At 43.5% G+C, this 25,383-nt stretch carries 32 protein-coding genes and 1 tRNA gene; 7 read left to right on the forward strand and 26 right to left on the reverse strand.

The annotated features are described in order from the left end of the window. Positions 1 to 80: 80 nt before the first annotated feature. From PCY11_RS03270 to asnA, 4 genes are all read right to left on the reverse strand, one after another. Positions 81 to 1,163 (reverse strand): SepM family pheromone-processing serine protease, encoded by a 1,083-nt coding sequence (locus tag PCY11_RS03270; RefSeq protein ID WP_049472972.1) that lies wholly within the window; start codon positions 1,161 to 1,163, stop codon positions 81 to 83. After that, a complete protein-coding gene (gene coaD / locus PCY11_RS03275; RefSeq protein ID WP_070845298.1) occupies positions 1,147 to 1,635 on the reverse strand; it encodes a pantetheine-phosphate adenylyltransferase in 489 nt (162 codons plus the stop codon). Before coaD ends, PCY11_RS03270 begins: the two co-directional genes overlap by 17 nt. Further along, positions 1,625 to 2,164 (reverse strand): 16S rRNA (guanine(966)-N(2))-methyltransferase RsmD, encoded by a 540-nt coding sequence (rsmD, locus tag PCY11_RS03280; RefSeq protein ID WP_021152746.1) that lies wholly within the window; start codon positions 2,162 to 2,164, stop codon positions 1,625 to 1,627. The genes coaD and rsmD overlap by 11 nt, the downstream gene beginning before the upstream one ends. 247 nt (positions 2,165 to 2,411) lie before the next feature. Then, entirely contained in the window at positions 2,412 to 3,404 is a 993-nt protein-coding gene (gene asnA / locus PCY11_RS03285) for an aspartate--ammonia ligase (protein WP_003005888.1), read from the reverse strand. A 159-nt stretch (positions 3,405 to 3,563) separates the two neighbouring features. Here asnA and PCY11_RS03290 point away from each other — a divergent pair, with 159 nt between their 5' ends. Genes PCY11_RS03290 through PCY11_RS03305 form a run of 4 tightly spaced genes read left to right on the forward strand, consistent with a single transcriptional unit; the run spans position 3,564 to position 6,331 of the window. Then, positions 3,564 to 4,241, forward strand: coding sequence for an XRE family transcriptional regulator (locus PCY11_RS03290; RefSeq protein ID WP_024054965.1), 678 nt, complete (start codon positions 3,564 to 3,566; stop codon positions 4,239 to 4,241). Positions 4,242 to 4,243: 2 nt separating this feature from the next. Beyond that, complete coding sequence (locus tag PCY11_RS03295) at positions 4,244 to 5,656, forward strand: Y-family DNA polymerase (protein ID WP_024054964.1); 1,413 nt, start codon at positions 4,244 to 4,246, stop codon at positions 5,654 to 5,656. Further along, positions 5,653 to 6,024 carry a hypothetical protein gene (locus PCY11_RS03300; RefSeq protein ID WP_024054963.1) on the forward strand — a complete coding sequence of 124 codons (372 nt, stop codon included), beginning with the start codon at positions 5,653 to 5,655 and terminating at the stop codon, positions 6,022 to 6,024. The genes PCY11_RS03295 and PCY11_RS03300 overlap by 4 nt, the downstream gene beginning before the upstream one ends. After that, complete coding sequence (locus PCY11_RS03305) at positions 6,005 to 6,331, forward strand: DUF5960 family protein (protein ID WP_009732369.1); 327 nt, start codon at positions 6,005 to 6,007, stop codon at positions 6,329 to 6,331. The genes PCY11_RS03300 and PCY11_RS03305 overlap by 20 nt, the downstream gene beginning before the upstream one ends. Before the next feature lie 52 nt (positions 6,332 to 6,383). Here the strand turns inward: PCY11_RS03305 and PCY11_RS03310 are convergent, their stop codons facing one another. The 12 genes from PCY11_RS03310 to PCY11_RS03365 form a co-directional block, all read right to left on the reverse strand. After that, on the reverse strand, positions 6,384 to 7,100 hold the full coding sequence (locus PCY11_RS03310) for a YebC/PmpR family DNA-binding transcriptional regulator (protein WP_070845296.1): 717 nt from the start codon (positions 7,098 to 7,100) through the stop codon (positions 6,384 to 6,386). A gap of 175 nt (positions 7,101 to 7,275) precedes the next feature. Then, complete coding sequence (locus PCY11_RS03315; RefSeq protein ID WP_013903192.1) at positions 7,276 to 7,530, reverse strand: Txe/YoeB family addiction module toxin; 255 nt, start codon at positions 7,528 to 7,530, stop codon at positions 7,276 to 7,278. Between the two features lie 3 nt (positions 7,531 to 7,533). After that, positions 7,534 to 7,788, reverse strand: a complete 255-nt coding sequence (locus tag PCY11_RS03320) for a type II toxin-antitoxin system Phd/YefM family antitoxin (RefSeq protein WP_003014291.1) — start codon at positions 7,786 to 7,788, stop codon at positions 7,534 to 7,536. Positions 7,789 to 8,012: 224 nt separating this feature from the next. Continuing rightward, positions 8,013 to 9,116 carry a nucleotidyltransferase gene (locus tag PCY11_RS03325; protein ID WP_045759150.1) on the reverse strand — a complete coding sequence of 368 codons (1,104 nt, stop codon included), beginning with the start codon at positions 9,114 to 9,116 and terminating at the stop codon, positions 8,013 to 8,015. Positions 9,117 to 9,122: 6 nt separating this feature from the next. Continuing rightward, positions 9,123 to 9,863 (reverse strand): class I SAM-dependent methyltransferase, encoded by a 741-nt coding sequence (locus tag PCY11_RS03330; RefSeq protein ID WP_282184847.1) that lies wholly within the window; start codon positions 9,861 to 9,863, stop codon positions 9,123 to 9,125. Between the two features lie 322 nt (positions 9,864 to 10,185). After that, positions 10,186 to 10,539, reverse strand: a complete 354-nt coding sequence (gene rsfS, locus PCY11_RS03335) for a ribosome silencing factor (protein ID WP_049522610.1) — start codon at positions 10,537 to 10,539, stop codon at positions 10,186 to 10,188. Between the two features lie 14 nt (positions 10,540 to 10,553). Further along, positions 10,554 to 11,054, reverse strand: coding sequence for a cysteine hydrolase family protein (locus PCY11_RS03340; protein ID WP_070845294.1), 501 nt, complete (start codon positions 11,052 to 11,054; stop codon positions 10,554 to 10,556). Next, positions 11,055 to 11,651, reverse strand: a complete 597-nt coding sequence (gene yqeK / locus PCY11_RS03345) for a bis(5'-nucleosyl)-tetraphosphatase (symmetrical) YqeK (protein WP_003012035.1) — start codon at positions 11,649 to 11,651, stop codon at positions 11,055 to 11,057. Further along, complete coding sequence (locus PCY11_RS03350; protein ID WP_003012335.1) at positions 11,648 to 12,280, reverse strand: nicotinate-nucleotide adenylyltransferase; 633 nt, start codon at positions 12,278 to 12,280, stop codon at positions 11,648 to 11,650. Before PCY11_RS03350 ends, yqeK begins: the two co-directional genes overlap by 4 nt. A 21-nt stretch (positions 12,281 to 12,301) precedes the next feature. Then, positions 12,302 to 12,613 (reverse strand): ribosome assembly RNA-binding protein YhbY, encoded by a 312-nt coding sequence (yhbY, locus tag PCY11_RS03355; protein ID WP_003005853.1) that lies wholly within the window; start codon positions 12,611 to 12,613, stop codon positions 12,302 to 12,304. Between the two features lie 223 nt (positions 12,614 to 12,836). Continuing rightward, positions 12,837 to 13,943: a ribosome biogenesis GTPase YqeH gene (yqeH, locus tag PCY11_RS03360; RefSeq protein ID WP_049472983.1), complete on the reverse strand. Its 1,107-nt coding sequence runs from the start codon at positions 13,941 to 13,943 to the stop codon at positions 12,837 to 12,839. Positions 13,944 to 13,945: 2 nt separating this feature from the next. Beyond that, positions 13,946 to 14,473 (reverse strand): YqeG family HAD IIIA-type phosphatase, encoded by a 528-nt coding sequence (locus PCY11_RS03365; RefSeq protein ID WP_118095844.1) that lies wholly within the window; start codon positions 14,471 to 14,473, stop codon positions 13,946 to 13,948. Positions 14,474 to 14,655: 182 nt separating this feature from the next. Between PCY11_RS03365 and PCY11_RS03370 the strand changes: the two genes are divergently transcribed. Further along, positions 14,656 to 15,270, forward strand: a complete 615-nt coding sequence (locus PCY11_RS03370; protein ID WP_024054803.1) for a TVP38/TMEM64 family protein — start codon at positions 14,656 to 14,658, stop codon at positions 15,268 to 15,270. 71 nt (positions 15,271 to 15,341) lie between these two features. On the opposite strand, the gene PCY11_RS03375 is transcribed toward PCY11_RS03370, so the two are convergent. The 9 genes from PCY11_RS03375 to rlmD all read right to left on the reverse strand — a co-directional run bounded on the left by PCY11_RS03375 (position 15,342) and on the right by rlmD (position 23,712). Further along, the gene (locus tag PCY11_RS03375; RefSeq protein ID WP_070845292.1) at positions 15,342 to 17,993 is read right to left on the reverse strand and encodes a valine--tRNA ligase; all 2,652 of its coding nucleotides are present in this window, start codon (positions 17,991 to 17,993) and stop codon (positions 15,342 to 15,344) included. 27 nt (positions 17,994 to 18,020) lie between these two features. Further along, entirely contained in the window at positions 18,021 to 18,590 is a 570-nt protein-coding gene (locus PCY11_RS03380) for a GNAT family N-acetyltransferase (RefSeq protein WP_049474397.1), read from the reverse strand. Continuing rightward, positions 18,577 to 19,155, reverse strand: coding sequence for a flavin reductase family protein (locus PCY11_RS03385; protein ID WP_003014318.1), 579 nt, complete (start codon positions 19,153 to 19,155; stop codon positions 18,577 to 18,579). Before PCY11_RS03385 ends, PCY11_RS03380 begins: the two co-directional genes overlap by 14 nt. Positions 19,156 to 19,527: 372 nt before the next feature. Beyond that, the gene (locus tag PCY11_RS03390; protein WP_003011968.1) at positions 19,528 to 19,875 is read right to left on the reverse strand and encodes a helix-hairpin-helix domain-containing protein; all 348 of its coding nucleotides are present in this window, start codon (positions 19,873 to 19,875) and stop codon (positions 19,528 to 19,530) included. A 180-nt stretch (positions 19,876 to 20,055) separates the two neighbouring features. Continuing rightward, positions 20,056 to 20,310, reverse strand: a complete 255-nt coding sequence (locus PCY11_RS03395; RefSeq protein WP_013903179.1) for a DUF1912 family protein — start codon at positions 20,308 to 20,310, stop codon at positions 20,056 to 20,058. A gap of 2 nt (positions 20,311 to 20,312) precedes the next feature. Continuing rightward, complete coding sequence (locus PCY11_RS03400) at positions 20,313 to 21,659, reverse strand: DUF438 domain-containing protein (protein WP_024054662.1); 1,347 nt, start codon at positions 21,657 to 21,659, stop codon at positions 20,313 to 20,315. Continuing rightward, positions 21,659 to 21,892, reverse strand: coding sequence for a DUF1858 domain-containing protein (locus PCY11_RS03405; RefSeq protein WP_003005810.1), 234 nt, complete (start codon positions 21,890 to 21,892; stop codon positions 21,659 to 21,661). Before PCY11_RS03405 ends, PCY11_RS03400 begins: the two co-directional genes overlap by 1 nt. Before the next feature lie 13 nt (positions 21,893 to 21,905). After that, positions 21,906 to 22,349 carry a cytidine deaminase gene (locus PCY11_RS03410; protein ID WP_024054661.1) on the reverse strand — a complete coding sequence of 148 codons (444 nt, stop codon included), beginning with the start codon at positions 22,347 to 22,349 and terminating at the stop codon, positions 21,906 to 21,908. 10 nt (positions 22,350 to 22,359) lie between these two features. Then, positions 22,360 to 23,712, reverse strand: a complete 1,353-nt coding sequence (rlmD, locus tag PCY11_RS03415; protein ID WP_003011951.1) for a 23S rRNA (uracil(1939)-C(5))-methyltransferase RlmD — start codon at positions 23,710 to 23,712, stop codon at positions 22,360 to 22,362. 37 nt (positions 23,713 to 23,749) lie between these two features. Between rlmD and recX the strand changes: the two genes are divergently transcribed. After that, positions 23,750 to 24,532 carry a recombination regulator RecX gene (recX, locus tag PCY11_RS03420; protein ID WP_021152716.1) on the forward strand — a complete coding sequence of 261 codons (783 nt, stop codon included), beginning with the start codon at positions 23,750 to 23,752 and terminating at the stop codon, positions 24,530 to 24,532. Positions 24,533 to 24,627: 95 nt separating this feature from the next. Beyond that, on the forward strand, positions 24,628 to 25,161 hold the full coding sequence (locus PCY11_RS03425; protein WP_070845288.1) for a DUF402 domain-containing protein: 534 nt from the start codon (positions 24,628 to 24,630) through the stop codon (positions 25,159 to 25,161). Positions 25,162 to 25,258: 97 nt separating this feature from the next. Here PCY11_RS03425 and PCY11_RS03430 read toward each other — a convergent pair. Further along, positions 25,259 to 25,332 (reverse strand) — tRNA-Pro (locus tag PCY11_RS03430). Positions 25,333 to 25,383 lie beyond the last annotated feature (51 nt).

Here is a 25,383-nt window from a genome sequence, read left to right on the forward strand (position 1 = left end):
ATTTGATTAGAAGGTGAATCTTCCTATCTGCCAACTCTACCTCGTACTTTCAAGTACGAGACTGATCTAACAAGATACTTCTAATTCTTCTTCAAATAATCAATAGCGTCTTGAAGGGTTTTGACGGGGACAATTTTCATCTTCGAATGAATTTGTTTCGCTGCTTCTTTCGCTGTTTCATAGTTTGATTTGGCCTTGGGATTGGCTTTCTTTTCTTCTTTGGAAACAGGATTATTAGGGGCAAAGAAAATTTCTGCTCCTTCTTTATCGGCTGCGACGACTTTCTTGTCAATCCCACCGATATCGCCAACCGTTCCATCTTGGTTAATGGTTCCTGTCCCTGCAATATGGCGTCCCTGACGAAGATCTGGATCAGCCACTTGGGTATAGATGGCTAGGCTAAACATCATACCGGCACTTGGTCCACCAATTCCTTGAGTCGCAAACTGGACAGGAACATCGCCTTTGGCTTCAGTCCGGTCGATCAGGCTAATCCCGATTCCGTTTTTCCCGTTAGACAATTTGATGATCTTTCCGTCTGCGGTCTTGGTTTGTCCATCCTCAATATAGGTCACTGAAACAGGATCGCCAATTTTTTGAGAACCAACATAATCAATCAATTCTTTGGAACTCTTAAAGGTCTTGCCATTCACACCGGTGACGGTATCCGCAATGTTCAAGATACCCTTAAAGGTCGAGTCATCTGCTACTTGCATGACATAAACACCTAGAAAGTCCATCTGGGTTTCTTTTCCAGCTGTCTTTAGCCCTTGGTAGATGGCCATATTTTGCGAGGTTTCCATATAGAATTGGTTAATCCGCGTAAATTCTTGGCTCGAACTACCACCTGTCATATCCTTGGCAGAGTAGATATCTGTAAAAGGTGTCGCCCAAGCATAGATCAAATCAGCCGGGGTCGCTTCTTTCACTGCTACGGTTACAAAGTCATAGGATCCTGACTTGGTATCCATTTTTCCATCCACTGTCATGACGGATCGAATATCTTCTGCCGTTCCTGGCATCTCAATATAATAGGGAAGGCGAATCACAAAAGCAGAGAGCAAGAGGAGCAAGAATAGAACGCCTGCAATCGGCCATCGGTATTCTTTCAATCGTCCTTTTTTCTTTTTTGTAGGCAAGCTTGGTTTATTCGCTTGTGTCATCTTTGATTTCCTCCATTACACTATTTGGGACATAAGGTGAGATATCCTGCTGAAAAGCCAGCAACTCTCGAATACGCGTTGAACTAATGGCCTGGTAAGGTGGCTGGGCATAGAGATAAACCGTCTCCAATTCAGGCGCCAACTGATGATTAAAGTAATCCATATTGGCTTCGTATACCAGATCCTGTGCATTGCGCAAGCCCCGGATCAACGTGATGACCCCAAGATTGCGCGCCACTGTCACAGCCAACTCTTGAGTTGACGTCACAATTTCAACATTTTCCAAATGAGCCAGGGCCCCTTTCACCATGCGCACGCGCTGCTCAATGGAAAAGAGTCCGACTTTTTCCGAATTATAAAAAATTCCGACATAGACACGGTCAAACAAGCGACTAGCTCGCTCGATCAATTGCACATGCCCAATGGTAATCGGATCAAACGATCCTGTAAACAATCCACTTCTATCTGACATATACTGTTACCTTACTAATTCCATAGATTTTTTCTTTCCAGATTCCCACTTGTCCGATTTCCTCAGGAAGTTCTACATGTTTATCGGTTTCGCACACAATCATGATGTCCTCTGACAAGAGATGGCGCTCGCACAAGGTTTCGATATCGCGGACAATCTCTTCCTTGGCATACGGAGGGTCTAAGAACACCAAATCAAAGGTGCCCGTTAAAAGCCCTAAGGCTTGCTTGGCCTCCATTTTTAGCAGTTGAAACCGTTCCTTTTCCTTGGTCATGGCAATATTGGCTGCTACAATCTCCTGCGCTCTACGATCTCTTTCCACTAGAACGGCCTCTGACATGCCTCGAGAAACGGCTTCGATAGAGAGCCCACCGCTTCCTGCATAGAGATCCAGCACTCTTCCACCATCAAAGTAAGGACCAATCATATTGAACATGGCCCCTCTGACCTTATCAGAAGTCGGCCTGGTTGTTTTTCCTTCAAGTGTTTTGAGGGGACGTCCCCCATAGGTTCCAGATACTATTTTCATAGGGACCATTATACCAAAAAAAATCAGAAAATTGCGATTTGATATGGTCAAGCGATAATTAAAAGAGGCTGGGACAAAAGTCCTAGCCTCTCAATTATTTTTGGATTGTCGAGTAAGACGCAGTGGTTGAGTGGGCTCTACTACGCTGATTTCATCAGCTTTTACAGCCCTACTCAACTGTGCGGAGGTGGGACGATGAAATCGAATTCTAACGAATTACCGATTTCTGTCCCACTCTCTTTCTTCCTTATAGGATATTTTCATATTCATCGCGGACAGATTGAGGCCAGACACTGGTTTGGACTTCACCGATATGTTTCTTACGAAGCAAGAACATCGCCAAACGAGATTGTCCGATCCCTCCACCAATTGTAAGTGGGAAAAGACCATTTAACAAAGCTTTGTGCCACTCTAATTGGAGACGATCCTCGTCCCCTGTGATCGCAACTTGACGGCGAAGCGTATCTTCATCGACACGGATTCCCATTGAAGACAGCTCAAAGGCTGAACCTAGAACGTCATTCCAGACGAGGATATCGCCATTCAAGCCCTTGTAGCCATTTTCAGACTCTGTTGTCCAGTCATCGTAGTCAGGTGCACGTCCATCATGTGGTTTGCCATCTGCAAGCTCTCCACCAATCCCGATCAAGAAAACGGCTCCGAATTCTTTGGCAATGGCATTTTCACGCTCTTTTGGAGTTAAATCTGGATAGCGTTCCACCAATTCTTCTGTGTGAACGAAGGTAATTTGTTTTGGAAGAACTGACTCAATATCATAGCGCGCTTCTACTGCTAGTTCTGTTAAACGAATCGCCTTGTAGATCTTTTCAACCGTTTCTTTGAGGTAGGCGATGTTGCGTTGACCATTTGGGATGACTTTTTCCCAGTCCCATTGGTCTACATAAACAGAGTGGATAGCATCTAGCGAATCTTCATCTGGACGAAGGGCCTTCATATGGACAAAGAGACCTTCTCCTTCGCCAAAACCAAAACGTGCCAAGGTATGGCGTTTCCATTTTGCGAGTGAATGCACGACTTCATAAGTCTCATCAGGAATTTGAAGGACCTTTACAGATACCGGATGTTCAATCCCAGAAAGGTTATCCTGCATCCCGTCTCCGACCTTGCTCAAAATTGGCCCTTGGACTTCAATGATGTCCAATTTATCTTTTAAATATTGTGTAAAAGTCGTTTTAACAAACGAAATTTCTTTTTGTTGGTGGATAAAACTTTTTTTCATATAGTTCCTCATTTATAGACATTTTAGAAATGATTATACTCTTTTTTCAATCAAAATCAAGTCTTTTCATTCATTTTCAACTGAATTTTTCTCTTGCAAAAAGGATTCATTTTTGATAAACTATATGTAACTTTTAAAACGTTACATAGGAGAAGTGACATGTTTGATGCAAAAAAACTAAAAGAAAGACGCCTGGAAAAAGGCTTAACCCAAGCAGATGTCTACGAGGAGCTCAAGATTTCTCGCAAGACTTACTCCAGTTGGGAGAATGGCTTAGCGGAGCCACACGAAAAAAATCTCAGGAGGTTGGCCAAGCGCCTCTCCGTTAAAGAGGACTACTTTATTAACAAAGAGTCTGCACTCTACACCTACCCTTTATTAACCCCACCTCATCAAAAGAAAGTCGACCAGTTGGCCAGCCAGTTATTGGAACAGCAGCAAAAAGTTGTTTCCTTGACTGCTTATAAGGTTCTTTCGATTGAGTTGGCAGCCGGTTTAGGACACACTTTTTATGACAACGAAACGGACTATGAAACCGTCTATTTTGACCAAGAGATCCAGCATGACTTTGCTTCTTGGGTATCCGGAGATTCGATGGAACCTCTCTATCCCAATGGCTCTGTTGCCCTCATGAAGCAGACTGGCTTTGACTATGATGGTGCTGTCTACGCCCTCATCTGGAATGGAAAAACCTACATCAAGAAAGTCTATCGGGAAGCGGAAGGTTTGCGCTTAGAATCCATCAACCCTGATTACGACGATTTATTTGCTCCCTATGAAGACGAGCCCAAAATCGTCGGCATTGTGGTCGGTCATTTTCTTCCACTCGAGGTTTAAATATGCTATTTGATTATTCACGTGAGCCTCATTCTGATATTGCTTTTGTGGATATGAAAAGTTTTTATGCCAGTTGTGAATGTGTCCGTCTGGGGCTCAATCCCTTGACGACTTCTCTTTGCGTCATGAGTCGGAGCGACAATTCAGCTGGCCTGATTTTGGCGAGCTCTCCCGTTTTCAAACAAGTCTTCGGCAAGAAAAATGTTAGCCGTAGCTACGACCTACCTTTTGACCTCAAAACCAGAAAATTTAATAGCTACGCCGCCAAAAAACAAGGATTGCCCACAGATCCAGCCTTTATTGCATCCATTGAATCCTGGGCCAAGAGAACCCTGATTGTGCCTCCACGGATGAATGCTTACATTCAGGTCAATATGGAAATTCAGAAGGTCTTTCAGGAATTTGCGGCACCAGATGATATTTTCCCTTACTCGATTGACGAAGGCTTTATCGATCTGACCTCTTCCTTAAATTATTTTATTCCAGATCCCTCCCTCTCTCGAAAGGAAAAACTGGATCTCCTTTCTGCCAGGATCCAAAAAAGGATCTGGCAGGAAACTGGAATCTACTCTACCATCGGCCTCAGCAATGCCAATCCTCTTCTTGCCAAGCTAGCCTTGGACAATGAAGCTAAGCATTGCCGAAATATGCGCTCCAATTGGTCTTATGAAGATGTAGAAAGTAAGGTCTGGAAACTGCCCCAGCTCACTGATTTTTGGGGCATTGGACGTCGTACTGAAAAACGATTGCAAAAGATCGGGATCACGTCGATTGCTGAACTGGCCCAGGCTCACCCAGATCTCTTAAAGAAAGAATTCGGAGTCATGGGCCTTCAACTGTGGTTCCATGCTCATGGCATTGATGAAAGCAATGTCCACAAGCCTTATCGTCCGAAATCACGAGGCATTGGCAACTCTCAAATCTTGCCCTATGACTACCATCTACAAACCGACATTGAACTGGTATTTCGGGAGATGGCTGAACAGGTGGCTATTCGCTTGCGACGGAAAAAAAAGAAGACCCAGCTGGTCTCCATTCATGCCTCCTACTCCAAAATCGAGGGGCTTCCGTCCATTCACTGCCAGCAAAAGATTGAGCCTACCCAATCCACCAAGGTTTTATCCGATACGGTTCTGCGGCTCTTTCGCTCCAAGTACGAAGGAGGCGCCATTCGGCAGATTGGTGTTTTTTATGGAGAACTTGTCGAGGAGTCTCTTCAACTCCTTTCTCTCTTCGATGACCCAGTAGCCTTGGAAAAAGAGGAGAAACTCCAGCAGACCATTGACCGCATTCGGGATCAATTTGGCTTTACCTCTCTTCAGAAAGGCTCCTCATTACTAGAAAACTCACGCGCCATTGCACGCAGTAAACTAACAGGCGGACATTCCGCAGGAGGCTTAGATGGATTAACATGATTGACCGTTCTTATCTCCCTTATCAATCCGCCCGCGAGTTTCAAGATCGTGGTATGGCCAAATGGGCTGGCTTCTTTTTATCCGAGCACACAACTGCCCTGCATACAAAAGAAATTGACCACAGTCAGCTCACGGTTCTTCCACTTGCTGAACAGATCCAGCTCCTGGAGCAGGCCTTTCAACAACAAACGACGATCTCGATCACAACTTTAGAGGGGAATCAATTTGCAACCTACACAGGTTCGATTCACACCTTATCTGCTTCTGAAGTTCTTCTCAAAAGCGATGACCACTATCACCGTCTCCTCGTAGACTCTATCATTTTTATTGAATCTGAGGAAACAGCCTATGAAACCTATTCAAACTAAACACGAATTACAATTTGATTATTTTTCGGAGAATTACCACCAATTTGAGACAGACTTTTACAAGTGGGCCGCTACTTCTACGCCGCTCGTCTTTTTAGAAGACGATATTCTCCACTCTATGGCAGCAGGCCAGCGAAACTACTTTCGTCTTCACCATACTAAAAGTCGGGATCATCGAGACCATTATTTCTATTTTAAGGTTTCCACACTCTCCCAATCACCCCTGACCCGTATTTACGCTTATACAGGACATCACTTACAAAAGATAGATCCTCATCAGACAGAGAAAAAGGATAGCTTGATCTGAGAAGCTATCCTTTTTCTTGATTTATGGGATTCACTACAGTCCTTACGAGTGATTAGAATCCATCTACGTTTGTGTAGATTTTTTGTACGTCCTCGTCGTCTTCAAGAACGCTGTAAAGTTTTTCAAATGTTTCCAAATCTTCACCTGACAACTCAACTTCTGATTGAGGAATCATTTCCAATTCTGTTACTTGGAATTCTTCGACACCTGATTCACGCAAAGCAACGATTGCTTTGTGAAGATCAGTTGGAGCAGTGTAGACTGTGATCGTTCCTTCTTCTGCTTCGACATCATCTACATCCACATCTGCTTCAAGCAAAAGTTCAAAGATCGCATCAGCATCATCACCAGCAAAGACGATAACACCTTTGTTGTCAAAGAGGTAAGATACAGAACCTGAAGCTCCCATGTTCCCACCGTTTTTACCAAAAGCAGCACGGACATTGGCAGCTGTACGGTTAACGTTTGAAGTCAAAGTATCAACGATCAACATCGAACCATTTGGTCCAAATCCTTCGTAACGTCCTTCTGTAAAGGTTTCGTCTGTATTTCCTTTTGCCTTATCGATCGCTTTATCAATCACGTGTTTTGGCACTTGTGCTTGTTTCGCACGGTCAATAACGAATCTCAAAGCAGTATTTAGTTCTGGATCTGGTTCACCATTTTTAGCAGCTACATAGATCTCCACACCAAATTTAGCATACACTTTTGAGTTGGCACCATCTTTGGCAGTTTTTTTGGCAACAATATTGGCCCATTTACGTCCCATGAGGATTCTCCTTAAATTTTTTCAAATTATTTTCAATCTTTTATATTATATCACAAATCATCGAAGTTAGACTAGATTTTTCTATTTTTAGAAAGGGGATTTTATAGGAATTTTTCTTCGAGTTGGAAACTTTAAAGAGCTATCCTAACTATCAAAAAGATACTCTTTTAAAGACTTAATAATGATCTTTAAATGACAGAAAAGCGACACCTGACTCATCTAGCATATAAATCAGGCGATTCTCTGCATCAATCCGTCTTGACCATGCTCCTTGAAAGTCATATTTCAAAGGCTCAGGCTTACCAATCCCTGCAAATGGGTCCCTTTGGATCTCTTTGATAAGGGTATTGATTCGCTTCAGTGTTTTTTTGTCCTGACTTTGCCAGTAACAATAATCCTTCCAGGCATCTTCTGTAAACTTGAGTAACATCTGTTACCCCTCAATCTCATGGAGTTGAACCTGACCAGCTCGGACTTCTGCCATGCCCCGCAAGACCTTATCTGACAATTCCTTGTTCTGAGCTAGTCTCAGGGTTTCTTGTAGGCTGTCCCACTCGCTCTTAGAGATGACCACAATATCTTCGTCTGGATTCTTATTCACGACCGTCAAAGGCTCAAACTCATCATTCACCTTCTTCATATAATCCTTCAAATGATTGCGGAATGTTGAATAAACGACTGCTTCCATTGCCATACCTCATTCTACCTCTTTTCTATTATTATACATGAAAAAGAAAAACTTGTCAGGAACTTGTACAAGTTTTCCCTTCTCCAATTAATTATTCGTAAAAAATTTCTAAATTTGGTAAAAAAAATCTACTGTCTAAAGGAATTTTTAGACAGTAGATAAACACTGTTTCCGCGCATCATCACTTTCTTGCCTTACGTGAATGTGGACAGAGAAAATTTACGTCAGACTGTTGATTCTTCCACCCTCACTGGCACCCGACCCCAGATCTGCTCTGGCAATTGGGGATGGCCTAGTTGATACACCTGATCGGCTTGCTGGGTCAAACTGTCCCAAGGTTCCTTACCGATTCGGGTCACCAAGTCCACTTGACCTTTTAGTGATTTGAGGTGAGCTTGTCCCTTTGCGGAAAATCCTAAGACATGAATGGCATCGGGAAGAGATTGATCCATCGCCCCTACCAAGATGTAGGTCAAGATGCGGCGCACACGCGCCTTGGTATAGCGCTTGGTTGCGACTTTCTCCACCAGGTCTTCCACAGAACTAGCACTTCGAACCGCATCCTTTATCCGATTGGCCAGTTCCTCATTGACCTGAAAAATCTGTGTCAAATCCGGACGGGTTAGGATTTGATAACGGAGCAGTTGGTCATAATTCTCCCAAGATACCTGTGGAGCCGACTGAAAGAGTTGGCTATTGGGCATGAATCTAGCAACAAAGTCCTGATCTTCCTTGTGTAGGCGTAGACTAGTCGCAGAAGCATAGGCCACTTCTTTTTCTTCTGAATGGTAGCCCGCACCCTGGCGCTGGACGGGCTTAAGCGCAATCCCCTTCCCAGCACAAGCCTTGGCATAAGCCAGCCCTAGAATATGATTGGGAGTATCTCCTGTGAACTCCACTCCAGCAAAGGTTTCCCACATTTTTTGGGTCTTTTGTGGATAAGATAAATCGTCTGGAAGACTTCGCAAGAAACCTTCCATTTCCGCTCCTTTCTCCGAATAAATAGTCGCAATCGCTTGGTAATCCAAGACTTCTTCTGTCCCAAAAATCAATTGGTCAATTCCTAGACGGGACAAGATTTCTACCGCTCCCTTGGCAAAATGATCAGCCGACTGAACAGCCACAAGAAAGGGGAGCTCGACCACCAGATCCGCTCCATTTTCCAAAGCCATCTGCGCGCGAATCCACTTGTCTACAATGGCAGGCTCGCCACGTTGAACAAAATTTCCGGACATGGCCACAATCTTCAGCCCGTCTGCCTGTTTCAACAGGTACTTGTGACCATTGTGAAAGGGATTAAATTCTGCAATAATACCTATAACTGTCATGCTGTCCTACTTCTGTGCTACAAAAAACCATCGTTTGCTGGTCTTTGTTGGCGCTTTGTCTTCAAAGTCTGCATACAATTTGAAAGATTTAAAGCCAGCCTGCTCCAATAAAATGTCATAGGTTAAAACTTCATAGGTGCGTTCCTCATGAACTTCATCGTGGCGACTAAAGCTGCCATCCTCTTCTTGGACAAAGAAGGTCAGCTCATGGACGATCGAGTGAGGGGCCGCGTCCTCGTAAGTATCCCAGAGCATGGCAAAGTCTTCTGCGTTTTCGTGGTAAGAATAGCCTGGGAAGACCTCATCTGTCTGATAGGTCGAATGGACATCAAAGATAAAGACTCCGTCCTCATTGAGGGCATTATACACTTCTTCAAAGACATCCCCTACTTCTACCTCGTCCTGCATATAGCAGATAGAATCCGAGTAGCAGGTCACGAAATCATAAGTGCCTGCTTGCGACAGGTCCAGCATATTGCCCTCGATAAAATCAATCTTCTGCTTGGCTGAAGCAGCTCTTTTTTCAGCAATTTTCAGCATGTCAGCACTCAGGTCTAACCCCGTCACATCAAATCCAGCTTGAGAAAAGCGAACAGACTGAATCCCTGTCCCACAAGCCAATTCCAGTAATTTTTTCCGATCCTTGCTTTTAGGGAGATGCCGGAGAGAAAAATCCGTCCACAAATCATACAGACTGTCATCCATGACCGCATCATAGACCGCCGCAAAGGTTTCATAAGTCGCCATATTCATGATACCAAGTCCGCCCGTAATCCGATAGAAAATTAGGAGCACGACGATGGAGCTAAGCTCCAAGGAGAGCTATCTATTTTCCGAGGATTACAGGACGGGTTCAAATCCTTTCTAAGATACAAAGAGCCTTAAAAGCATAGAGAAAATAGGAAACTTTCTGCCGTATCGTCAGATACAAAGGAAGTTCCTCTTTTTCTCACAGCTTTTAGCTCGTGTTCAATTATCAAATTAACCAAACACGAGGCCCCATCCTTTCTTTCCATAGAATTTCAATTTAACCAACAAAACTCAGTTGCTACCAACTGAGTTTACCTGCTTATGCTAGGGCTGCTGAAAGATCGACAGCACTTGCTTCGTGCCATAGCTTTTCTAGGTTATAGTGGGCACGCATTTCTTCTGAGAAGACATGGACTACCACATCACCTAAGTCAAGAAGGACCCAACCTCCAGCTGAATCACCTTCGACGTGGCTGGCATTCCCACCAGCTTCAATGACCTTCTCGCGAATATTTTCAGCGATAGCCTCCAACTGGCGGCTATTCATAGAGCTTGCGATGACAAAGTAATCTGTCACACTGGTCAAGCTTTGAACATCCAAAGCCACAATGTCTTCCGCTCGCTTTTCATCTGCTGCTTTGACAACTAATTCAAGTAGTTCTTTTTCTTTCATGTAATCCTCTTTCCTTAAAAAATTGATTTGTAATCTAAGACATCCGCAAAGCGTTCTGCCCAAATCTTCTCATAAAATTCATTGAGCGTTTCTGCCGGGATATCCTCTCCATCAAAGGTTGTGACAGCTCCTTCTGGAATGATCAGCTTATAGCCGTATTCAAATCCCACTTTGACGGATGTATCGACACAATATTCTGTCTGCATACCACACAGGACCAGTTGTTCAACCCCTTGTTGATCCAAGTATTCTTTTAATCCTGTCTCTTTAAATATGCTATTGTATCGCTTCTGAAACACCTTCTCATCTGCCTTCCTCTTCAACAGGGGCGATAATTGCCAATCTTCCGAAGTTAAAGCCTCTGGCGTTTCAATATGCTGTATATAGATGATTTCAACCTGCTGTTTTCTAGCCTGATCTTGCAAATAAGCGATCTTCTCTAAGAGCTTTCCTGTCTCAAAACCTGTTTCCACTAAGATATTTTGTACATCAATAATGATAAAAGCTGTCTTCACTCACTGCTCCTCTTTCAAATACTTCACAAAGGCGTTATAGGTTTCAAGTGTTTGGGGATAAATGGGCAATCCTTGGTGAGCCAGGTGTTCGACTGTGCGAGCCGTCTCATAGGCCACGGCACGATCCAAAGAAACTTGGGCGATGTCACGCGCCTGATCTACCCCCGGAAAGGCCCGGTTGTGCTCAATGTAATCAGCCACATAGACAATCTTATCTAAGATCGACATCTGTCCACTCCCCACGGTGTGAATCTCAATACTGCGAAGAATGGCTGGATCTGTCAATCCGAGGTCTTCTTGAATCTTGTAAATCCCGACCATCCCATGCCAGACATTGTTGCCCCAGTTTTTTAATGCTGGATCCAGCTCATAGCGATCAATCAAGTCTAGAAATTCCTGATCTGATAATTTCTTGGCATAGTCATGTAACAAACCCGCTAGGCCAGCCTGCTCTTCGTCAGCCCCATAGCGTTTGGCCAAGTCACGCGCAGCCTTCTCAACCCCTAAACAGTGAGTTAGTCGCTTTTCTGGCAGGATTTGGCGCATTTTTTCAAGCAAGACCTCACGAGAAAAGCCTAGATAGTTTTCATAGGTCATTGATACAATCCTTCTTTCTTGATATAGTCCAAGACTGGTTTTGGCAACATAAAATTCGGCGTCCGGCCTTTGGCCACAAAATCACGCACCATACTAGAGGAGATGTCCATTAGAGGAACATCCACCCAGATCACCGGATAAGAAGTCCCTGCCTTATAGCGTGGCCGCTGGACCCCGACAAATTGCACAATCTCCACCAATTCATCGATGCGGTGCCATTTTGGTAAATAATCTACCATATCTGCACCAATGATGAAGTAATAATCTGTGTCTGGATCCCGTTCATTGAGCAAGAGCATGGTGTCGTAGGTATAGGAAATCCCTTTCCGCTCGAGTTCAATCGTCTCGATCTCCAGACCTTCAATGCCTTCAATGGCTAATTCCAGCATCTTAAGGCGATGGTGCTCTGCAATCGTCCCCTTGGCATCGACATGCGGCGGCTCATACTCAGGCATCAAGAGCACCTTATCTAACCCTAATTGTTGGCGCACTTGATCCGCAACGACCAAATGGGCATTGTGGACCGGATTGAAATTTCCACCCAAAATACCAACTTGTTTGCGTTTCTTGTCTTTGATCTCTGGCTCTAACTCTACCTTGGTAAAGGGAGTCAATAGTTCAATTGCCATAGGTTTGCTCTCCTCGATGTCTTAAATTTCTTTTACCTTCGCTGAAATTTTACGATTTTCTTTTTTGCTCGATTGTTTGAACAAGATGAGAATCCGACCAATCTTTTGGACAGTTTCCACACCGATTTCTTCTTCCAAGATTTCTGCGACTTCATGGATATTCTCATCCGTATTTTGAAGAAGAGTCACCTTGATCAATTCTCGCGCATCCAGCGCTTGGCGCACACTGGTTTTGATTTGGTCATTGAGCCCATTTTTCCCAATTTGAATAATGGGTTTGAGGCTGTGGGCTTGGCTATTGAGGAAAGCCCGTTGTTTAGATGTTAATGTCATATTTTTACTTCCTTTTTTTGATCGTTATTTTAAGTGGTGGGGACGGCCGGAACTAATTTTTCAAAAATCTCATCTTTGAAAAAGGGATTTCCTCACCTCAAAATGGAGCCTTGGTCTCCATTTTGCCCTTGCCAATCGATCGATTGGCAACTACACCACGGCAATAACGATCTCTTTATGAGCTCACTTTGTTCGCTCTTCAGATATATTTTTTCCTATTTTTTTAAATGATAGCTTTGCGGGTAACGACGGCGACGCCTTCTGGTGCCCAGACGGCTACTTTGGCTTCTCCATTGACGCGGATCCAGCCCAGTCCTGAGATGACCAGGTCTGTCTTGTCCTTGATGGTAAACTCATGAGAAACCAAGGGTGGGAATTCTTCTTTTTCCTTGCTATTGGGTGGAGTTAGTAAGCCACCGACATGCTTGTCATAAAAGGCAGTCGCTCCTTCTAGCTTGGTTCGGTGAAGCTTGAGTTCGTTATCAAAGAAGGCGGTGAAACCTTGCTTTTCTCCCTTGATAAAGTCAAAGCGTCCTAGACCACCCAAAAAGAGGGTTTGCTCTGGATTGAGCTGATAAGTCTTAGGCTTGATTTCCTTTTTAGGGCTGACATACTTAAGATTTTTTGCTGTCAAGTAATGAGCCATCTGGTGGCGATGGATAATCCCTGGTGTATCATAGATGTAGGATCCATCGTCCAGTGGGATTTCGATCTTGTCCAGTGTCGTCCCTGGGAAGCGAGAGGTCGTGATGATATCCTTGTCTCCAGTGATTTCTTGGATGATTGCATTGATGAGGGTCGATTTCCCAACGTTGGTCACACCCACCACATAGACATCACGGCCCTTGCGGTACTGCTCAATCTTTTCCATTAAGTCCTTGATCGCACTCTTGTTTTGAGCAGAGGTGAGGACCACATCGACAGGACGCATGCCTTCTTCGTGGGCCCGCTCCATCAACCAATGGGTCACCTTGCTATCCTTGACAGACTTGGGCAAGATGTCTTTTTTGTTTCCGACCAAGAGAACATCATTTCCTGCTACAAAGCGTGGTAAGCCTGGGATAACAGATCCATTAAAATCAAAAATATCCACTACATTGACCACGAGAGCATCACTATCTCCTACCTCGTGAAGGAGTTTTAGGAAATCATCATCCGTCAGATGCACATCTGTTATTTCATTGTAGTGACGCAGACGGAAACAGCGTTGGCAATAAACTTCGCCTGTTTCCAAACCCTTTTCAAGAGCTGATTGGGGAGTATAGCCTAGCCCCTCTTTGTTTTCTGTCTGAATGGGGGCTCCACAGCCAATACAGAATAATTCTTCCATTCTTAAATTCCTTTTTTATATACAATTGGACCATATTTTTCGGCCATTTGCTTCATGACACGGCGTTCACGCGCCCGGTTGATCTGCGTCTTGATGGAGTCATGCTCAACCAAAGGCTTGACCAAAATCGAACGAATGCCTGCACGATGGGCAGCCCGGATATCCGTCATCAGTTGATCCCCGACCATGACCACTTCATTTTTCTCATAGTGGAAACGTTTGAGGGCCCGATCAATCCCAAAAGTAAAGGGCTTGAGCGACCAGGCTTCATAGTCAATATCAAATTTCTCAACAGCGCGCTTGACCCGTTTGGGACTATTATTAGACACCACGATAACCCGAATCCCTCCATCACGAAGGTCATGCAACCACTGGCGCATTTCAGGAGTCCCATCCGGATTATTCCAAGCAATCAAGGTATTATCCAAATCCACAAGGACCGCCTTGATACCCTGTTTTTTCAAGTCTGTAACGGTGAGATCATAGGCTGCTTCCACCGCAAAATCTGGTTTGTAATTTTCGATTGACACGTTTTTCTCCATTTTTTATACTCCTTTCATTGTAGCATAAAAAGGCCCATTTTGCACCCGCTTCACGACCAAAACAGCGACAGACTCCAATCAGGTCGCTTTCACTACTCAAAAAATAGACAAAATCCTTACAAAGTTCCAAAAACATGGTATAGTAGAAGAAAAAGAACTCGGAATTTTTTATGAAACAAACAAGCTTAAAAGAGGTCTCTCCTCTTCTCCAAAAAATCATCAATTGGTCATCCATCATTGGGGCCTTCGCAACCCTTGCATTCTGCATCTGGGCCTACTTTTCTGGCATCCTTCAATCCAAAGAAACCTTGTCAGCTTTTATTCTCCAAGCAGGCATCTTTGGTCCACCTCTCTTTATCTTTCTTCAGATCCTTCAGACAGTGGTCCCTATTATTCCAGGCGCCCTGACATCTGTAGCAGGTGTTTTCATCTACGGTCATATTATCGGGACTATCTACAATTACATCGGCATCGTGATTGGCTGTGCCATTATTTTCCACCTTGCGAGAATGTACGGTCCTAAGTTCGTCCAATCCATGGTCAGTCAGAAAACCTACGACAAGTACATTGGCTGGCTCAATGAAGGCAAGCGGTTCGATCGCTTCTTTATTTTCATGATGATTTGGCCAATTAGTCCTGCCGACTTCATCTGTATGCTTGCAGGTCTGACCAATATGACCTTCAAACGCTACATGACCATCATCATCCTCTGCAAACCCATCACCCTGGTTATCTACACCTACGGCCTAACCTATATCATCGATTATTTCTGGAAAATGGCCTAAAAATAGTTACTTAAACTTTTTCTCTTACAGAATCATACAAAAAAACACGGCATACCGCCGTGGTTCTGTGTTTATTTCACAAGTTTCTTCATCTCATCAATACGTGCGACGGTCGCATCGTACTTCGCTTGGTAGTCGGCTTGTTTGTCGCGTTCTTTTTGGACGACTTCTGGTTTGGCATTGGCTACGAAGCGTTCGTTAGAGAGTTTCTTACCAACCATATCCAGTTCTTTTTGCCATTTGGCTAATTCTTTTTCAAGACGGGCCAATTCTTCTTCAACATTGAGAAGGTCAGCCAGTGGCAAGTAGATTTCTGCACCTGTGATGATGCTTGACATAACCAAGTCAGGTACTTCGACATCTGCTGCAATTTCCAGGTGTTCTGGGTTTGTGAAGCGTTTGATGTAGTTGACATTATCATTGAAGAAGGCATCGAGCTTGCTGTCGCTTGTCTTGATCAAGATAGTGATTGGCTTACTTGGCGCTACGTTCACTTCTGCACGTGAGTTACGAACGGAGCGAATCACATCTTTAAGAGCTTCTACACCAGCTGCTGCTTCCTCGTTTTCAAACTCTGGACGAACCACTGGGTATTCCGCCGTCACGATTGTTCCTTCAGAGATTTGGCCGTAGATTTCTTCAGTTACGAATGGCATAATTGGGTGAAGGAGACGCAAGATTTGGTCCAAAGTGTAAAGAAGAACAGAGCGTGTGATAACTTTTTCGTCTTCGTTATCGCTGTATAGCACTTCCTTAGTCAACTCAACATACCAGTCCGCAAACTCATCCCAGATGAAGTTGTAGAGGATGTGACCAGCCACACCGAATTCAAACTTATCAAAGTTTTCAGTGACTTTTCCAATAGTTTCGTTGAGGTTGTGGAGAATCCAACGGTCTGTCACGTTACCTGATTGACCAGCAGCGACTTTAGCCACATTTTCACGCGCCACCTCCAAGGTCAAACCTTCATTGTTCATGAGGATGTAACGTGAGATGTTCCAAATCTTGTTAATGAAGTTCCATGACGCATCCATTTTCTCGTAAGAGAAACGCACGTCTTGCCCTGGTGCAGAACCGTTTGAAAGGAACCAACGAAGGGCATCGGCACCGTATTTCTCGATAACATCCATTGGGTCAATCCCGTTACCGAGTGACTTAGACATCTTGCGTCCTTGCTCGTCACGAATGAGACCGTGAATCAGGACGTTTTGGAATGGCTGACGGCCAGTGAATTCCAATGATTGGAAAATCATACGAGACACCCAGAAGAAGATGATGTCGTAACCTGTTACCAAGGTTGAAGTTGGGAAGTAACGTTTGAAGTCTTCTGACTCGACATCAGGCCAGCCCATAGTTGAGAATGGCCAAAGGGCCGAACTGAACCACGTATCCAAGACGTCTTCGTCCTGAGTCCATCCGTCACCTTCTGGAGCTTCCTCGCCGACATACATTTCACCCTCAGCATTGTACCAAGCAGGGATTTGGTGACCCCACCAGAGCTGGCGAGAGATCACCCAGTCATGGACATTTTCCATCCATTGGAGGAAGGTATCGTTGAAACGAGGTGGGTAAAATTCAACCTTGTCGTCTGTATCTTGGTTGGCAATAGCATTTTTAGCTAATTGATCCATCTTGACGAACCATTGCGTAGACAAGCGTGGCTCAACCACAACACCTGTACGCTCTGAGTGACCAACACTGTGGACGCGTTTTTCGATTTTAACAAGGGCACCGATTTCTTCCAATTTCTTAACAACAGCCTTACGTGCTTCAAAGCGGTCCATACCGTTGAATTCGCCAGCCAATTCATTCATGGTACCATCATCGTTCATAACGTTGACTTGCGGAAGATTATGACGTTGACCAACCAAGAAGTCATTAGGGTCGTGGGCAGGTGTGATCTTCACCACACCGGTACCGAATTCAGGGTCTGCGTGTTCGTCACCAACGATTGGGATTGGCTTGTTCAAGATTGGCAAGATAACATTTTTACCAATCAAGTCTTTATAACGGTCATCATTTGGGTTAACCGCTACGGCAGTATCCCCAAACATAGTCTCAGGACGAGTTGTTGCTACTTCAAGGGCACGTGAACCGTCTTCCAACATGTAGTTCATGTGGTAGAAGGCACCTTCGACATCCTTGTGAATAACCTCGATATCAGAAAGGGCTGTACGGGCTTTTGGATCCCAGTTGATGATAAATTCACCACGGTAGATCCAGCCCTTCTTGTAAAGCTCTACAAAGACCTTACGAACGGCTTTTGACAACCCTTCATCAAGGGTAAAACGCTCACGAGAGTAGTCTACAGAAAGCCCCATCTTGCCCCATTGTTGCTTGATAGTAGTGGCATACTCGTCTTTCCATTCCCAAACTTTATCAAGGAATTTTTCACGACCAAGGTCATAACGAGAGATGCCGTCCTCAGCCAAACGCGCTTCTACTTTAGCTTGAGTAGCAATACCTGCGTGGTCCATACCTGGAAGCCAAAGCGTATCGAAACCTTGCATCCGTTTTTGACGGATGATGATATCTTGCAAAGTTGTATCCCAAGCGTGACCAAGGTGAAGTTTACCAGTTACGTTTGGTGGTGGAATAACGATTGAATAAGGCTTAGCCTTTTTATCGCCAGAAGGCTTGAAAACATCTTCGTCAAGCCATTTTTGGTAACGACCAGCCTCAACCTCGGCTGGATTGTATTTAGGTGAAAGTTCTTTAGACATGTGTGCGTCCTTTCTAGTTATTTCTTTTTAATGTTTATTTTGAGTTTCCCACTCACTCTTCAGCAAGCCGTATCTCAAATCATCACAGCGATTGCCTTGGGCATCTTTACGGTCTCTTATGCGTGCTTCAAGGGTGAAACCAAGCTTCTCAGCAACTCGTTGACTTTGGACATTGTAGCTAAAGCAAGACAATTCTACCTTATGAAGCCCTAGTTCTTTAAAAGCCAGGTCAATCAAGGTACGCGCTGCTTCGGGTACATAACCCCGGCCCCAATAGTCTGGGTGCAAGGTATAGCCAATCTCCAGCACATCGTCTTCGTGGCGATGGTTGAAGTCAACAGAGCCAATGATTCTATCGGTTCCTTTGACCACAATGCCGTAACCAGCTGGAAGATTTTCTTTTTGATTGCGATCGGGAAGGATATGCTCTAGATAATAGATCTCGTCTTCCAAGGTCTTGACGGGTGGAAAGCCTGCTGGGTAAGAGACTTCTGGAAGACTGGCGTAGGCATGGATGTCCTCAGCATCCGCCACTGTTCGGACTCGTAAGACCAGACGCTCCGTTTCGATTCGTTCTGGCAGCTCAGCTCTTGTCATTCTTCTTCCTCGCTTTCTTCATAAAGCTTCCCATGGGGTCGACTCGGTCGTCCAGATAACGATAAACGCGCTGATGGCCGTCCCCCATAAAGTAAGTCGGTGCAAAACGGTCATTTTTAAAATGCCCCTTATCATCTAAGAGCTCTGGATCAGCCAGTCGCTCAAGAATCTTTGCAAAGATATGGCAAATGCCATCTTCCTCGATAATCCGATCTACCTGGCAATCCAATACGACTGGACAGGCCTCCAAAATCGGAGCCTGGGTCCGTTCAGAAATCTCATAGTCCAGCCCTAAGTGATCCAACTTCTCCCGATGGCTGATAAAGCCAGCCTGCTCCATCTCCAGCATAAAGTTTTCATCAGGGATGTTCACAGTGAACTGTTGATAATGCTTAATCTGGTCTGCCGCATTTTCCTCAGCACCAACCCCTATGACGAGCCAATCTCCCAGACTATAAGAGGAACTGCAGGTTGTGATATTGTGCTCAAAGTTCTGGTCCTGATACCCCAAGATGAAGATCGGAAAACCATAGTAGAGTTTACTGGTGTTAAAAGATTGTTTCATGACAACCTCCTTTGGCTAGGGGTGTAAAAGAAAAATAGTCCCTGTCATTAATCTGACAGGGACGAATGTGTTGATCCGCGGTACCACCCAAATTCGGGCAAAGCCCGCATCTTTAATCTTCTTGTTTCACTTTTATGACGTCGTTAGCTCGTCTTGGCGTACTTCAGTACAGCCTGCAACTCGCCGCCTAGTCCTAAAAGGAAACAAAAAGATTTATATTTCATTTTTTAATTTCATCCATTAGCAACCAGTTTTGACACATTTGTGGACTTCTCAGCACCGCCACTTTCTGTAAAATGTGGGATTCAAAACACCTCTAATAGGTTCATTTTAGCAAGTTTTCTTGGAAATAGCAAGAAATCACAAAAGCGATTATTTAAATTTAACGCCTAGTTCTTTCAATTTCTTGATTGTAGCTGGGCCGATTCCTTTAAGGGCCAACAACTCTTTTTCTGTCCAATTTGCAAAGTCCGCAACAGAGCGAATACCTTCATCATAGAATGTTTGCGCACGATCAAGTGCCACACCTTCCAAACTTGCAGCAAATTCTTCCACTGAAGAAGCTGCTTGTTTCACTTCTTTCGCCACTGCTTTTGTAGCTTTCTCAACCTTTTTAGGTGCTTCTTTCACAGCTGCAGTTACAGTTGCGACAGCTTTTTTCAAAAGATGTCTATTTTGATGTTTGTATTGTTTCGCACGGTTTACGTTCTTCTTTGCCATTTTTCCTCCTAAATTCAGTGATCAATTCCTAAGGCAACAAGGTTTCATCACCATAATTCCATTCAAAAATCCGTTGATGTCATTTCAACTTTTTTATTGTATCACAATCCCCTAAAAAATCAAGTCATTGCTCAATTTTCAGGTAAATCTAGCTAGTTAAACGCCTTCAATAAGGTATTTTTAATATTTTCTTTCACCAAAGAGCCCATCAGGTAAATCATGAAATCCTTTTCCAGCATGGAAATTTTCAAACTTCCCTTGCAAGAACTGATAAGCGTCCAAACGGCTTTCATAGCGAATCATAGCGATTTTAGCTCGTTCATCCTGATCTTCATCAAAAACCTTCTTACTTTCTTCAAGAGCCATTTCATTGATCATGACTTGAGTCTTGATCCACTCCTCAAACTCCTTCATAAACTCTGTTTCGTAACTCATCTTTACTCCATTCCTCTATAAAAATCCGTATCGATCTCCCGATAAGGTTGAATGTCCTGAACATATTCCAAGACCCCTTGAAAGTCTCCATCCTCATCACGCACTGCTGCATAGGTGACATGGACAAATTTCCCACGCGATTCTGATTTGAACCACATTTCATACTTGTCTTTTTTCCCTTCACGAAGCCCCTGCATGATGGCTTTGACCTTCTCCAAATATTTCGGTGGGTGACACAGCTCAACATTGCGTCCTACCTGCGATGGCGTCCTCTTAAAAATCATTTCCTCAAAAGGCGCAGCATCGTTGTAATATTGAAAAATATCATCCTTATTGACAAAGGTGATCTCCATCGGCAGATGATTCAAGATCAAATTCGCTTGCTCCACCGATAAAAATCCATGGCCAAAAGCTTGTGGTTGCTTGCGGTCGAAGCTCTCTTCTTTTTTCTTAGGCGTGAAGGTAATGGTCAACTGCCCCTCAGGAGTCTCAATGACCTGATGGTGATCATCGCCTTTTGAAGAAGGAAGTGGTTCAGTTGGCCCCTCTGACTCTTTCGACGCTTCCTCCTTGAAGTCAACACGTTTTGGCACCCACTTTTCACTTGGGAGAATAATGGCATAACCATAAACATCACTTTCTTCTGCAATGGAGAGCCAGTCATCCTGGGTAAAGGACTCCAGCAAAATCATCAAGAGAATCGACTCTTCCTTGAAGATCATGCCCTCAAACTCTTGCGCAAAGGCTTCAAAGCGTTCCTTGACTTCAGAAATACTAGAATCCGGTAATTTCTTTGCCGCATCTGAAACTTTCGCAAAGAGTTCCCGAATCTGGTCATCCACTCCCCACATCACTTTTGGTGGGGAATCATGCCCATATTTTTCCATAATCGGAAACATCAACTCTTCCTTACGACGGTAATGCCGGTCAAATTGACCCACCAAGCCCAGCTGACGTAACAAGCCCTTATGAATCTCCTGAATCATCTCAGGATCCTCGGTTGTCTCATAATTGTCTAGCAAGCGGCGGACCCGCATCATAGCTGCACGAAGAGCTAAGTTCTCCTGTTTAAAGATTTGAACCGGATGACCTGGGTGGTCAGTATCTGCTACTTCGACTCCTTGAACCGCATTCTTAAAGAGATTGGCATGGACATCACAAAGTTCCATCACATCTTCAAAAGTCACACCTGCATCTGAATTCATCAGTTCATGCTCCATAAGAGAGATCTCAATCGCAGAAACCCCTGCAAAGGTCGCATCAAAGCGCTCCTGAACCGACTCAGGAGAAGCTCCATGATGAAGCTCTAATAAGATATCTCTTAAGACGTGAATTCGTTCATCACTCATTAGTCTAGCCCCACTACTTCATAGCCATTAGCCTCTAGTGTTCGCACAATCTTCTCCATAGGAGTACCTTCTAATTTTGATCCTTGTTTCAAAGAAACCTTGCGCCCAACTGTATTGCGCATGATCGGATTGGCTAAGGGTTTAAAGCCCAACTCCACTAACAAATCCAATACTTCCGGATGTTGATCAATAACTTGAGCAACTGGAATCGATACATCAATAACATTGTCCATTTATTTATTTCCTTTACTCATTCCCTTTATTTTCTCTTTGACGAGCCCGCTCTTCGCCCCACCAAAGAGGCATCAGTTCTCCTAAAGTAATGGTCTTGCGGCTCTCATAATCCACCATAAATTCTAGATGACGATTCTCTGCATCTAGCTCAAGGAGAAATTCACGACAGGCCCCACAAGGCATCCCTGAGCCTTCTCCATAAGGAGGCTTGTCTCGAAAAGCAATAATGCGCTTGACCTTGGTCTGTCCTGATTGTTGATACATGTTGAAGAGAGCTGCTCGTTCGGCACATAAATGAAAGACGCCACAGGTTCCTTCCATACAAAAGCCCGTAAAAATCTGACCATCTGCAGCCTCAACAGCAGCAACCACATGTCGAGCATAGACAAAATCTGAAATCTCTTGAGGCGCATAGAGAGCTTTCGCCTCAAGATAAAGTTTTTCCCAAATATCCATTCTTCTTCTTTCACTTCTTCACTAATTTCACAACTGCTTCTGTCCTTGCAGTATGGGGAAACATATCCACTGATTGAATGTATTCAACCTGATAAACCTTTGTCAAAGCCACTAGATCCCGTGCCAAAGTAGAAACATTACAAGAGACATAGACCATCTTTTCAGGTGCATAGTGCAACAAGGTCTCGATTAATTTTGTCCCCAAGCCCGTACGAGGTGGATCCACGATCACAGCATTAGCCCGATAGCCTTCTTGGTACCAGCGAGGAATAATCTCTTCTGCTGTACCAGCCTCATAGTGGGTATTCTCAAATCCCATCCGTTTAGCATTGTATTTGGCATCCTCAATCGCTTCAGGAATAATATCCATCCCCCGAACACTTTTCACTCTATTAGCAAAAGCAAACCCAATCGTTCCGACCCCACAATAGGCATCAATCAGGTGATCCTCTGGAGAAACATCTAGAGCCTTGACAGCCTCACTATACAATACTTCAGTTTGTTCCGGATTCAACTGGTAAAAGGCTCGAGGAGAAAGGGAGAATTCATAATCCAAAACACCTTCCAAAATGGCCTCTTCTCCCCAAATAATCTGCGTTTGTTCCCCATAAATCTCACTGGAACGAGACGTATTTTTGTTAACAGCAACCGTGACAATTTCAGGGTGTTTCGTGACCAAGTCTTGCACCAAATTGTTTACGTTAATCTGACGACTGGTGACCACAATGATCTGAACCTGACCAGACTTCCGAGCCCGTCTAACCATCATGGTTCTGACACCCAGTTCTTTACGCTCATCAGCAATCGGAATCTGATAATAGGTCAATAAATCCGCTAGATCGTTGGCGATAGCTTGAATAACCGGATCTTGAACCAAACAATCTTTTAATTCCACCAAATAATGTGAATTTTGAGCATAGAGTCCCGCCTTCACCTGGCCCTTGAATTTCCTTGTTTGAAATTGCAATTTTGCCCGATAGTAAAGAGGCTCCTGCATTCCAATTGTCGGCCGAATATCATACTGTTCAAATCCTTCAGGTGAGAACTTCTTCAAGGCCTGTTGCAACAAATCTGTCTTAAACTCCAGCTGCTTGTCATACTTCAAATGCATGATTTGACAGCCCCCACAGGTCTCATAGATATCACACATGGGCGTCACACGAAACTTAGACGCCTTATTCACAGATAAGAGTTTGGCTTCCGCAAAATTTTTCTTGACACTTGTAATTTGGCAGAAGATATCTTCTCCCTTTAAAGCACCTGGCACAAAGACAAGTGTTTTTTTATAAAAGCCAATCCCTTCACCGTTAATTCCCATTCGTTTAATTTTCAAAGGAATTTTTTGTTTTACTTTAACGTTCATATCCCTATCTTAACACATTTTTCGGTATAATAAAAACATGAAAATTACAAAACTAGAAAAGAAAAAAAGACTCTACCTCCTGGAATTAGACAATGATCAAAAACTTTATATTACAGAAGACACCATCGTCAAATATTTCCTTTCCAAAGATAAGGAAATCAGTGAGGAGGAATTAAAAGAAATCCAAGAGTTTGCTCAATACTCCTATGGTAAAAACCTGGCCCTTTACCATCTTTCTTTTAAAGCTCGGACAACAAAAGAAGTCCGAGACTACCTGACAAAATATGAGATTGAAAGTGACATTATTGATAAAGTGGTCCAACACCTAAAAGAAGACAAGTGGTTAGATGATCGTCAATATGCAAGAAACCTGATAGAGGCTAACCTTCTCAGTGGCGATAAGGGCCCTGCCTTATTACAACAAAAAATTCAACAAAAAGGGATCTCAAAATCTATCCTTCAAGAAATTCTTGCAGACTATGATTTTTCAGAAGTGATCGACCGTACCGCAATAAAACTCGTAAAAAAATACCAAGGGAAATATCCGTTAAAAGCTATTGAAACTAAAATCATCCAAGGACTCATTTCAAAAGGCTTTACATACAACCAAGCGAAGATAGCATTCCAAAATCTCGAGCTCGAAACAGATGAAGAAACAACCAATGAGCTCATTCTAAAAGAGTTAGAAAAACAATACCGTAAATACAGTAAAAAATATGAAGGCTATGACCTCAAACAACGCTTGACTCAGGCACTAGCCAGAAAAGGCTACGATTATAGTGATATAACGTCAGCCATTAGAGAATACTTAGATTCATAAACCAAATTGAAAATTAAATAGTAAAATAAGAAAAAATTTGAAAAAATATGATACAATATAGAGGATATACTTAGATTGTAGAAAGTTGGTAAGTTATGAAACTACCTAAAGAAGGCGACTTTATTACAATTCAAAGTTATAAACATGATGGCAGTTTACACCGAACATGGCGTGACACCATGGTATTAAAGATAACCGAAAATGCAATTATTGGAGTAAATGATCATACACTTGTGACTGAAAGTGATGGTAGACGTTGGATCACGCGTGAACCAGCGATCGTTTATTTCCATAAAAAATATTGGTTTAACATCATCGCCATGATCCGTGACAATGGTGTGTCTTACTACTGTAACCTAGCAAGTCCTTTTCACATTGACCAAGAAGCCTTAAAATATATCGACTATGATCTCGATGTCAAGGTCTTTACCAATGGTGAAAAAAAATTGTTAGATGTTGAAGAATACGAGCAGCATAAAAAAAAAATGCACTATTCAGATGACATCGACTTTATTTTAAAAGAAAATGTTAAGGTTCTAGTAGATTGGATAAACCAAAACAAAGGTCCTTTTTCTGAGGAATATATCAAAATTTGGTATAACCGTTATGTTGAACTGCGAAATAAATAAAGTTGAAAAGAGCGAAAGCTCTTTTTTCTTGAAAATTAATAAAAAAATAACTACAAAAAAAGTCTAATGTCAACCATTAGACTTTTTCGATACACTATCGGGAAGACAGGATTCGAACCTGCGACACCTTGGTCCCAAACCAAGTACTCTACCAAGCTGAGCTACTTCCCGATCTAAAGCTACCGCTTTATGCACCCTAGAGGAGTCGAACCTCTAACCGCC

Source organism: Streptococcus sp. SP8, assembly GCF_030440045.1.
GTDB lineage: Bacteria > Bacillota > Bacilli > Lactobacillales > Streptococcaceae > Streptococcus > Streptococcus parasanguinis_I.